At 71.5% G+C, this 10,946-nt stretch carries 8 protein-coding genes; 5 read left to right on the forward strand and 3 right to left on the reverse strand.

All coding sequences use genetic code 11. The features are described from left to right. Positions 1 to 23: 23 nt before the first annotated feature. From PPSIR1_RS44690 to PPSIR1_RS34815, 4 genes are all read left to right on the forward strand, one after another. Complete coding sequence (locus tag PPSIR1_RS44690; RefSeq protein ID WP_006975950.1) at positions 24 to 899, forward strand: class I SAM-dependent methyltransferase; 876 nt, start codon at positions 24 to 26, stop codon at positions 897 to 899. A gap of 220 nt (positions 900 to 1,119) precedes the next feature. Beyond that, positions 1,120 to 1,986 (forward strand): hypothetical protein, encoded by an 867-nt coding sequence (locus PPSIR1_RS34805; protein ID WP_157596289.1) that lies wholly within the window; start codon positions 1,120 to 1,122, stop codon positions 1,984 to 1,986. Between the two features lie 293 nt (positions 1,987 to 2,279). Continuing rightward, on the forward strand, positions 2,280 to 2,939 hold the full coding sequence (locus PPSIR1_RS44695; protein ID WP_006975952.1) for a TetR/AcrR family transcriptional regulator: 660 nt from the start codon (positions 2,280 to 2,282) through the stop codon (positions 2,937 to 2,939). Beyond that, positions 2,936 to 4,048: an alkane 1-monooxygenase gene (locus PPSIR1_RS34815; RefSeq protein ID WP_006975953.1), complete on the forward strand. Its 1,113-nt coding sequence runs from the start codon at positions 2,936 to 2,938 to the stop codon at positions 4,046 to 4,048. Before PPSIR1_RS44695 ends, PPSIR1_RS34815 begins: the two co-directional genes overlap by 4 nt. 70 nt (positions 4,049 to 4,118) lie before the next feature. On the opposite strand, the gene PPSIR1_RS34820 is transcribed toward PPSIR1_RS34815, so the two are convergent. The 3 genes from PPSIR1_RS34820 to PPSIR1_RS34830 all read right to left on the reverse strand — a co-directional run bounded on the left by PPSIR1_RS34820 (position 4,119) and on the right by PPSIR1_RS34830 (position 10,086). Further along, positions 4,119 to 6,380, reverse strand: coding sequence for a CapA family protein (locus PPSIR1_RS34820; RefSeq protein WP_006975954.1), 2,262 nt, complete (start codon positions 6,378 to 6,380; stop codon positions 4,119 to 4,121). A gap of 329 nt (positions 6,381 to 6,709) precedes the next feature. Further along, complete coding sequence (gene priA, locus PPSIR1_RS34825; RefSeq protein ID WP_157596290.1) at positions 6,710 to 9,289, reverse strand: replication restart helicase PriA; 2,580 nt, start codon at positions 9,287 to 9,289, stop codon at positions 6,710 to 6,712. A 95-nt stretch (positions 9,290 to 9,384) separates the two neighbouring features. Beyond that, positions 9,385 to 10,086, reverse strand: a complete 702-nt coding sequence (locus PPSIR1_RS34830; protein WP_006975956.1) for a hypothetical protein — start codon at positions 10,084 to 10,086, stop codon at positions 9,385 to 9,387. 149 nt (positions 10,087 to 10,235) lie between these two features. Between PPSIR1_RS34830 and PPSIR1_RS48650 the strand changes: the two genes are divergently transcribed. Next, a partial coding sequence (locus tag PPSIR1_RS48650; protein WP_006975957.1) for an FHA domain-containing protein occupies positions 10,236 to 10,946 on the forward strand: 711 nt, incomplete at its 3' end.

Genomic DNA, 10,946 nt, shown 5'->3' on the forward strand with positions numbered 1-10,946 from the left:
GGCCCCGCCTCCACAATGAAGCCGTGAAGGAAGGCCGCCCCAGCCGGACCGCCCTCAAGGTGGCCCACATCCTCCTCATCGCCAGCCACGACCCCGAGCTCCGCGACGGGATCCCCGAGGGCGCGGGGCCCCTGACCGAGCGCCTGCTCCTCGCCTCGAAGGTCCCGCCCTACGGACCCTGGCTGCTCGGGGCCGCGCGCAAACCGTGGACCAGGCGGATGTCCGCCCGAGCCGAGCGGCGGACGCCCGGGGCCTACACGGGCCTCGTCGAGCGCAAGCGCTTCATGAACGAGCAGGTCCTCGCGGCCCTCGAGGCCGGCGCGACGCAGGTGTGCCTCGTCGGCGCGGGCTTCGACACGCTCTGCCTGCGCCTGGCCCCGCGCTACCCCGACCGCCGCTTCTTCGAGCTCGACCACCCCGCCACCGGGGCTGCCAAGGCCCGGGGTCTCGCCGAAGTCGGCAAGCCTGCCAACCTCGAGCAGCTCCTCGTCGACCTGGGCGCCCGACCCCTCGAGCAGGTCCTCGCCGAGCACCCCAGCTGGGACACCGGCGCGACCTCGGTGTTCGTCGCCGAGGGCCTGTTCATGTACCTGAGCCGGCCGCAGGTGTCCGCCTTCTTCCGCCAGTGCGCCGCGAGCTCGGGGCCCCGGAGCCGCCTGGCATTCAGCCACCTCCTCGATCTCGATCGCACCGGGCCCCTGGCCAAGCTCGCCCTCTCGCTCATGGGCGAGCCCTGGCTGTCGGACCTGCCCCTGGGTGAGGTCGAGGCCTTCGCCGCGGGTCTGGGCTGGCGGATGCTCGCTCAGTACCCGGCCGATCCCCGCGCCCTCGAGGGCTTCGCCGCCGTCGAGAAGCACAGCGCCCAAAACGCCGGCTCGCACCTCGAAAGCGGCGGGTAAGCGCGGAGGCGGGGAAGCCCGCTGGTCCCCGGGGCACCTGCCCGTCGTTCCCCGCCATGAAACGCTGACGGGTCCCGGGGCATCCCCCGGCGACGACGCTGCAACGGAGTGATCCGGCCGCGCTTACAGAATTTCTCGACCCGCCCGAAGTGCGGGACAACAACTCGCAAAGTCGAGAATTCCGCCTCGCATTGCCCTCTAGATCCGATACAGTGAGAGCATGCTCTCGCTCGTGTTGGGGACTGTGGTCGCGTCTTTGCCTCCGGCCTTGCCCGAGGACGCGCCCGCTCCCGCGGCCGCCGTCGAGGGGCCCGCGCCGGTCGAGGCGGCCCCCGTCGACGCTGCGGTGGAGGCTCCGCCCGCGTCCGAGCCCGCGCCCGAAGCCGAGGCCTTCGTGGTCGAGGCGGCCCCCGCCCCCGCTGAAGCCCCGCCGGCCGCGGACGCCTCCATCGTGGTCGTCCCGCCGCCCACGCCCGAGCCCGTCTCGACCCCCGTGGTCGTCATCACCCAGCCTCCGCCCGCGCCCGCGCCCCTCCAGCGAGTCGGCTACGCGACCCCGCCCCCGCCGTGGTCCGGCGCCGGGCGCATCGTCGGCGGCTCCTTCTTGATGATCGCCGGCACCGGTCTGCTGACCGCCGCGACCTTCGAGTGGGCCGGCGGCGGCAACACGACCACCCCGCTGGTCAGCCAGATCCCCGCCGGCGTGTCCATGCTCGTCGCCAGCGGCATCATGATCGGCACCGGCCTCCGCGATCAGCGGGCCCTCGGCGAGTGGGAGACCGCCACCAAGATCCGCGCCAAGCACTCGGGCAACGGCCTGATCATCGCGGGCGTCAGCACCGTGGGCGTGGGCAGCTTGGCCGCCGTGGCGACCTCCGTCGCGACCGACCTGCAGCTCGACGCCCCGCGCAGCATCCCCGCCGGCTGGGCCACCGCGGGCGTGGCCATCGCTGGCGGCACCGCCATGCTCATCGGCGGCGTCGTCCGGCGCTCGCGCTACGGCAAGTGGCGCGACTCGGTCACCGGCACGCCGATGGTCTCGCCCGTCCGCGCGGGGGCGACCTTCGGCGTCAGCGGTCAGTTCTGACTTTGCCCCCGCAGGGGGTTCGGACCGGGGACGCTTCGTCGCTGTCCGCTCCTCCGCTCGGGCCGGTCCGCAATGGAGTTCGTGCCCCCTAGAGGGCCTGTGGTCGCCCCCATGAGGGGGCGTTTTTTGTTGGTTCTTCAAAGGCCTTCGTGCGCAAAGTCCGCCTGCCGCTTCGTTCCTCGATCGCCAATCTACTCTTCAGTAGCCCATTAAACTTCGATATATCGATCAAAACGAGATTTCTTGGTTTCCCCTCTTGACCTTCTACTCGTGAGTAGATTAGAAATCTACTCATGGGTAGGGAACTCAAAACCCCCGAGCTCTCGACGCCGGAGCGGATCCTCGCCGCGGCCGAGCGCGAGTTCGCGGCGGTCGGCTATGCCCCCGCGCGCCTGGCCGACATCGCCGGACGGGCGGGCATCCGCCGGCCTTCGCTGCTCTATCACTTCTCGACCAAGGAGGTCCTCTACCGGGCCGTGGTCGAGCGCGTGTTCGATCAGCTGGGCGCCGCGCTGACCCGCTCGATGAACTCCGAGGGTCCCTTCGAGGCCCGCCTCGACGCCATCGTCCACGGCTTCACGGCCTTCCTCGACGCGCACCCGACCCTCGCCCCGATCATCATCCGCGAGGTCGTCGACGAGCCCGAGGCCTCGGACGAGGCCCGGCGCAGCGGCGGCTCCCCGGGCCGCGAGATCATCCTCGAGCGCATCGCCCCGCTGCTGACGATCATCGAGCAGTTCATCCGCGACGGCGGAGCCGAGAGCCTGCGCCCGCAGCTGCCGGTGCGCGCGGCCCTGGTCGAGGTCGCCAGCGGCCTGTTGCTGCGCAGCGCCTCCGGCAGCCTGCGCACGCCCCTTTGGGGCCCCGGCGACCACGCCCTGGCCATCGCCCGCACCATCTTCTTGCGAGACCGCGCCAACCCCAACCTCAACCCGCCAGAGCCCACGCCATGACCCGCGTCATCCCCTACTTCCTCGTGTTCATGTTCCCTGGCCTGGTCGCCCTCGGCGTCGAGCTGGGCGGGCTGTGGACGGTCCTGCCGGTGCTCGTGACCTTCATGCTCGTGCCGCTCCTCGACGAGCTGGTGCCCAAGGACACCGACAACCCCGACGAGTCCGCGACCAAGGGCAAGGCCGACCCCAAGCGCTGGATCTTCGACGTCCCCTTGCTGTTGTGGGTCCCCGCGCAGCTGGCCATGCAGGTCTACGTGCTGGTCCGCGTGGGCGCGGGCTTCGAGTCCTTCACGGCCCTCGAGCTCGTCGGCATCACCTTGTCCACGGGGGTCATCGCGGGCGCGGGCGGCATCAACATCGCCCACGAGCTGATGCACCGCAAAGGCAAGCTGCACCGCGCCAGCGCCGAGATCCTGATGACCTCGGTGAGCTACACCCACTTTTGCGTCGAGCACATCCTCGGCCACCACCGCATGGTCGCGACCCCCGAGGACGCCGCGAGCTCCCGGCGCGGCGAGTCCATCTACCGCTTCTACCCGCGCACGGTGAGCCACAGCCTGGTCAGCGCCTGGCGCCTCGAGACCCAGCGCTGCGCCAAGAAGGGCATCCCCTTTTATAGCCTCAAGGATCGCCGCACCCGCTACCTGCTGGTGCTCGCGGCCGTCTACGCCGGCGTCGGCCTGGCCCTGGGGCCCCTCGCCCTCGGGGTGTTCCTCGCCCAGGGCGTCGTCGCCTTCAGCCTGCTCGAGGCCATCAACTACATCGAGCACTACGGCCTGGCCCGCAAGCGCCTCGACAACGGCCGCTACGAGCGGGTCCGCCCCGAGCACTCGTGGAACTCGCCCCACCGCGTGTCCAACTGGTACCTGTTCAACCTCGCCCGGCACAGCGACCACCACTACCTCGCCAGCCGCGAGTACGACCGCCTGCGCCACTACGACGAGGTCCCGCAGCTGCCCACGGGCTACGCCGGCATGGTCCTGATGGCCCTCCTGCCCCCGCTCTACTTCAAGGTCATGGACCCCCTGGTCGACGCCTGGAACGGCCGCGGCGAGACCCTGGCGCCGGCTTCAGCCCAGACCGGCGAAGCTGCGCGGCCCGCCGCCTGAAGCCGAGCCAACCCCAACGACAAGGGCGAGCAGTCAGACTGCTCGCCCTCGTTCGTTGGTGCGGTGACGCCTACTGGCTCTCGTAGGTCCGGTGGGTCATGGACAGGTCCAGGCTCGAGCCCGCGGCGTCGCAGCGCACGAAGTCCCAGGCGTTGGGCGTGGGCAGGTCGGTGCCGCTGGAGTCGACGTTGATCGTCTCGGTGTCCCAGGCGATGAAGCTGACGTCGTCGAGGAAGACCTCGGCGTCGCCGCCACCGGCCGGGGGGTAGTGGCGGAAGTAGACCTTGAGCTTCTCGGCGTTGGCCGGCGGGGTCAGGTCCGCGGCGAACTCGGTCCAGTCGTAGGTCAGGCCCTCGGTCGCGCTGCTGCCCGGCTTGATCTCGAACACCGTCTTGTAAGAGATGCTCGAGCCGCTCGAGGTCATCCAGCGCACCGTGACCTCGAACTCGCCGGCGTTGTCGCCCTTGACGAAGCCGCGGAAGGTCATCGGCTGGCTCGAGTCGACCTTGATCGAGTTGCCCATCCACAGCGCCGTGCGGCTCGAGTAGCTCGACTTGCGCAGGAGCACGGCCGCGCCGGTGCCCGAGTGGGTCTCGGAGCCCTGGACGTAGCGCGAGCCCGAGGTCACCCACTTGCCCGACTCGAGGTACTCGTCGTCGACGTCCCCGTCCTCGAAGTCGCCGATGACCAGGAGGTCCCGGCCGACCTCGCAGCTCGCGGGCACGTCGCTGCGCAGGGACGCCAGCGCGTCGGTGTCGGTGTTGGGGGCGAAGTCCAGGGTGCCCGTGGACCCGCCGCTGAGCGGCACGAGCCGCTGGTCGAGCTCGTCGGTGGTCGTGGCGTCGGCCTCGGTGGGCACGACGACCAGCCGGCCGTTCTCGGCGAACACCGTCGCGCTCCCCCAGTTCGGGTCGGTCGCGCCCTGGGCCTCCATGGTCGACAGGTGCCCGACGTGGCGGCCGAGGCGAGCCAGCTGCGTGCCGGCGAGCAGGCGCGGCGCGTACGCGTCGAGGCGGATCGGCACGAGCTGCATGCGCTCGACCTCGACCTTGGAGCCCGTGTCGACCACGTCGACCACCGCCATGTAGGAGCGGAAGGTCTCGTAGACGTCCTGGTCGAACACCAGGTTGCCCAGGGAGCCGACCACGAACACCGGGTCGTCGGTGGTCGCGTAGGTGCCCACGCCGTGGACCACGTGGGGGTGGTGGCCGATGACCAGGTCCGCGCCCTCTTGGATGACCCGCTCGAAGTCGGTGCGCGTCCCGCTGCTCTGGGCGTAGGCGTACTCCGTGCCGCCGTGGATGATCGGGACGGCCAGGCTGCCCGCCGGCGCGTTCTGAGCGAAGTGGTCGAGCTCGGTGGAGTAGGAGGGCAGCGCCCCGCCCTTGATGTCGAACAGCGCGATGTTCTCGAGGCCCACGCCGTAGGAGCTGCCGATCGAGTTGGAGAAGCTCTGCATCGTCACGGGCACGTTGTCGCCGAGCGTCTCGGAGTAGCCGACCATCGCGGAGTAGGCGGTGGCCCGCGCCGCGTAGCGGTCCGCGCCCGCGCCGTAGTAGGGCAGGCCGATGGCGTCGAGGTGATGGATGGTGTCGGCCACGCCCCCGTCGAGCTGGTCGAAGATGTGGTTGTTGCCCAGGGCGACCGAGTCCACGCCGAGGCCAGGGAGCTCGGCGACGGTGTCGGGGTGGGCCGCGAACACGTAGCTCTTGTTCGGGTGGGGCGTCGACAGGTCGTCGGTCACCGGGGTCTCGAGGTTGATCGCCGTGTGGTCGTCGGCCTTCAGCACGTCCTCGATGAACTGGAACAGCGCCCGGGTGTCGGAGCCCAGGGTCGCCGCGTTGAGCATGCCCTTTTCGTACATTCGCCGGTCGAACATGGTGTCGCCGCCGAAGGTCAGGCGCGCGCGGCCGAGCTCTTGCTCGATCAGGGTGATCGTGCCGAGGTCGACCTCCGGCTCGTCGATCTCGACGTGGAGGTTCACCGGCAGGATCTCGGTGTAGTAGCCGGGGCTGCTGATCTTCACGAGGGCCGAGCGGCGCGCGAGGCCGGCGACCTCGAAGCCGCCGTCGGCCCCAGTGCTCGCGCCCTCGCCGTCGTTGTCTAGCGAGTCGCCGAAGGCGATCAGCTCGATCGAGGCGCCGGTGATGGCCAGGCCGTCCTCGTCGACCACCCGACCTTCGAGCGCGACGGCCGTCGACAAGTAGAGGAGCTGGTAGTCGTCCTCGACGTCGTCGAAGCCGTAGGCGAAGGAGGACTGGGGAAAGAGTGCGACACCACCGAGGAAGAGGGAGGCGAGAGCGAGCGAGCGAGTAGAGCGTGGTGTAGGCATTGAGTGTCTCCCTTTGTCAAAAAGGACAGGAGCCCTCGAAGTGTGCTGATTTGCCTACCCACCTTTCGCTGGTTTCCATTTTTTTGCAACCCCAATTCGAGGCAATCCAGGTCACGCTTTTGAGAAGTTCAGAATGAGTTGGGAACGATTTGAGGTTCGCCAATGGCGCTTGAACCTGTTTCTAACCCTGTCAAAAAGAATCCTGTAGGATCCTACCGTCCAGCTCTCCAGACCCAACAATAGCTGACATTATTAATTAAACGAAAATGAGTATGGCGAAAAGGGTCACTTTCCCATCCGAACGGTTGGGGCCAAAGCGGCCCACCCAATCACAATAGACCGTAGGGATCGACGTCCACCCGCGCCACGGTCTGGCTTCGACCCCGACCGTCGGGTCCGAGCCGATGGCGCAGATGGTCGAGGATCCACCGCAGCGGCCGGCGACTGCGCGCTCGCAGCAGCACCTGCATTCGGTGCCGTTTATTGATCCGCTCGATCGGGGAGTCCACCGGTCCGAGGATCTCCACGGGTGCGGAGGCCGGCGTCGCGGACGCTCCCGCGGCGAGCACGATGCGTCGACCCAGCGCCCGCGCGAAATCGGCCACGGCCTGGGCGCGGGCGTCGACCGCTCGTCGATCCGTCCCGTGGATGCGGACCAGCGCGAGGTGCCCGATCGGCGGGTTCCCCGACTTGGCGCGGGCCTCGAGCTCGTGCTCGGCGAAGCCCTCGAAGTCGTGGGTCCGGGCGTAGCGGATCGCCGGGTGGTCCGGCGCCCAGGTCTGGACGACCACCCGCCCCGGCCGATCGCCCCGCCCTGCCCGACCCGCGACCTGGGTCAGCAGCTGGAAGACCCGCTCGGTCGCGCGAAAGTCCGGCAGGCCCAGGCCGTGGTCGGCCCGCAGCACGCCCACGAGGGTCACCCCCGGGAAGTCGTGGCCCTTGGACAGCATCTGCGTGCCGATGAGCACGTCGGCCTCGCGCCGGCGAAAGCGACCGAGGAGCTCGAGCAGCGCCTTGCCCCGGGAGGTGTCGCGATCGAGGCGCAGCATCCGGACCCCGGGCAAGGCCGCGGCGATGGCCACCTCGACGCGCTCGGTCCCCGCCGCGCCGTGCTCGAGCTCCGTGCTGCCGCAGCTGAGGCAGTGGCTCGGCGCCGCCTCGATGTGCCCGCACAGGTGGCACATCAAGCGGTTGCGGTGGAGGTGGTAGGTCATCGAGGGCGCCGAGCAGTCCGGGCACTGCTGGAAAGATCCGCAGGTCTTGCAGCTCAGGGCCGTGGTGTAGCCGCGCCGGTTGAGGAACAAGATCGACTGCTCGCCGGCGTTGGCCGTGTCGAGCAGGCGCTGGCGCAGCCGGGCGCTGAGCAGGGTCTCGGGGTCGGGCAGGTGCTCGCGCAGGTTGACGACCTCGACCTCGGGCAGCGGCCGCGGCGTGGGCCGGGTGGTCAAGGACCACAGCGCCAGGCGCCCCTCCCGGGCGTTGCGCCAGCTCTCGAGCGAGGGCGTGGCCGAGCCGAGCACGACGACGGCGTCGAGGCTGCGCCCGCGGACCAGGGCGACGTCGCGGGCGTTGTAGCGGACGCCCTCTTCTTGCTTGAAGGAGCCGTCGTGCTCCTCGTCGACGACGATCACCCGCAGCTTCGGGACCGGGGCGAAGATCGCCGAGCGGGCGCCGATGACGATGGGCCGCTCGCCCGCCCGGATGTGCTCCCAGGCGTCGAGGCGCTGCTGCGCGGTCAGGCCGCTGTGCAGCACGGCCACCGCGTCGCCAAAGCGGGCGCGGAAGCGCTGGGCCAGCTGGGGCGTCAGGGCGATCTCGGGGACCAATACGATCGCCCCGCCCCCGGCCTCGATGACCGAGGCGATCAGCCGCAGGTAGACCTCGGTCTTGCCGCTGCCGGTGATCCCGTGGAGCAGGGCGCTGGCGAAGCGGCCGGCCTCGAAGGCGGCGCGCAGGCCCTCGAGGGCCCGCCGCTGATCGCCGGTCAGGGTCAGCCCCTTCGAGCCGTCCGCGCCCGGGTCCGCGCCGTCGTCGAGGTCGAAGGCGTCGAGGGCCCGCAGCCGCGACTCGCTGACCACCAGGCCGCCCTCGAGCAAGGGGGGCAAGAGCACCCGCGCCCGGGGGAAGGGGCCGCGGATCTCCGAGATCGGCACCCAGGGATCGGAGCTCGTGTCGGCCTGCAGCTCCAGGTAGTCGAGCAGGCCCCGGCGCTGCTTGCTGCGCCCGACGATCTGCTTGATGCCCGCCTCGTCCGCGCCGCCGCGCAGGCGATCGGTGCGGCGGTAGTGGAGCTCCCGGCGGGCCTGCTTGTCCTTGGCCTCGTCGCGATCGACGATCACGAGCTCCGCCTGGGCGAGCTCGCCCAGGCGCCGGAGCACGGCGGGGATCGGCGGCTCGAGCCGGGTCAGGGTCGCCACGGCCACGCCCTTTTTGCCGGTCTGGCCGTCGGCGATGGCTTCGAGCAGGCGCCGGTCGGCCCTCTCGAGCGGGCGTGAGGCCAGGGCCGGCGCGTCCTCGCTGCCCGCGCTCAGCAGCGGGCTCGCCTCGGCGTCGACCAGGGCCTGGCCCGCCGCGCTGACCCGGGCCCGGCGGGCGTCGACGCCCATGGCCATGCCGGGCAGCGCCATCCGGTACACCTCGCCGACGGGGGCGACGTAGTACTCGGCGATCCACTCGCACAGGCGGACCAGATCCAGGGACAGCGCCGGCCGCCCGGGAGGGTCGACGCGCTCGAGGAGCTCGCGCAGCTTCGCGGGGTCGTCGTCCGGGCCGAACTCGGCCTTCGCCTCCCGGACCACGCCCACGAGCACCCGCGCGCCGAAGGGCACGAGCACCCGCGCGCCGGCCTCGGGCGTCGCCATGTCCTCGGGCACGAGGTAGGTGAAGCCCCGGTCGAGGGCCACGGGCACCGCGACCGAGACCCTCGGTGGCAGGGGGGCTCCCGCGGCGGGAGGCTGTGCTCGGGGGTCGCTCACCAGGCTCCTGGGACGGGGACGCTAACAGGTCACGGCTCGGCGCGCTCGCTCTCCCGACCCGGATCAGCCAGCCGACGCGAAGGCCCGCGGCGGCGATCCGCCTCGCGCCGCATCTGCGGGGTCTCGTGCAGCGCCCACCACAGCGAGCGCCCGCTCGACCACCGCTCGCCCAGACCGACGAGGGCGAGCGACGCACCCGCGCAGCCCAGGGCCCGGGCGATCCAGGTCAGCCACAGCGCGGTCAGGGCCGAAGCGCTCGCGTCGGCGCCGCGGGCCGCACCGGCGAGCACGGGTCCGAGGATGGCCACGGATGCCGCGGCGGCGACGAGGGTCAGCGCGACCACGTGCCCAGGCCGCGGCTGGTCGGGAGCGAGGGCCAGGGGACCGCGAGGGCGCAGCTCCGGCCCTTGGCCGCGGCGCTTCGCAACCAGCGCGCCGAGCGTGAGGCCGACGAGGATCAGCGCCGCCGCGGCGACCGTGACCCCCGCGAGGCTCGAGGCTGCGCGAGCGAGGAGCCCGGCCGGGAGATCTTCGGACCCCGCGTGCCCGCCGAGCTGGGCCTCGAGGGCTCGCCAGAGCGCGCCGTCGAGGCCCCCGGAGCGAGCGAGCTCGCCCGTGAGGCCCGCAGCGAGGAGGCACAGCCCCGCCCCCCAGGCCCGGCCCCGCGGACGCAGACCCGCCGCCCGGGCACCACGCACGCGCTGGGGGTTGGGCGGGAGCAGGCCGGCCATCGCCTCCGTGTCGCAGCCACGCCGGGATCGAGGCAAGTTTCTGGCCTGAAGGGCCGCGCCCCGGTCCAGCGCGGCCGTCGGCGTAGATCCGCGGGTGAGCCGCGGGTTAGTCTCACGGCGCGGCCGCCGGGAGCGGCCACCCCGTCCCCATGATCCGCATTTCGATCAGCGAAGAGGGCAAGCCGCCCCGCGAGATGAAGTTCGACCGACCGGCGATCACCATCGGCCGCCGCGAGGGCAACGACCTGCGCCTGCAGACGGCTGGTATCTCCGGCAAGCACTGCAAGATCAGCCGGGTCGGCAACGGCTTTCAGCTCGAGGACCTCGGCTCGACCAACGGCACCTACCTCAACCGGCGCAAGGTCGTGCAGCCCATGCCGATCAACCCGGGGGACGAGATCGTCGTCGCGCGCTGGACGATGAAGGTGATCATGGATGGGGCCGGCGCGCAGCCCCAGGCCAACCCCGGCCTCGCCCAACCAATCATCAACCGCGGGGGACCGCCGCCCAACATGCGCGGCCCCGGCGGACCGCCCGGCGTGCGCGGACCTGGCGGGCCTCCCGGGCCTCCCGGTGGACCGCCCGGCATCCGCGGACCTGGGGGACCTCCCGGTGGACCGCCCGGCATCCGCGGACCCGGTGGACCTCCCGGTGGACCGCCCGGCATCCGCGGCCCCGGCGGACCTCCCGGCGGGCCGCCCCCCAACATGCGCGGCCCCAGTGGACCTCCCGGTGGCCCTCCCGGCATGCGCGGCCCCGGCGGACCTCCCGGCGGGCCGCCCCCCAACATGCGTGGCCCCGGTGGGCCGCCGCCCGTGGGTGGACCGCCCTCCATGGGTGGACCCAGCGGGCCGCCGCCC

This window comes from Plesiocystis pacifica SIR-1 (assembly GCF_000170895.1).
Classification (GTDB): Bacteria; Myxococcota_A; Polyangia; order Nannocystales; family Nannocystaceae; genus Plesiocystis; species Plesiocystis pacifica.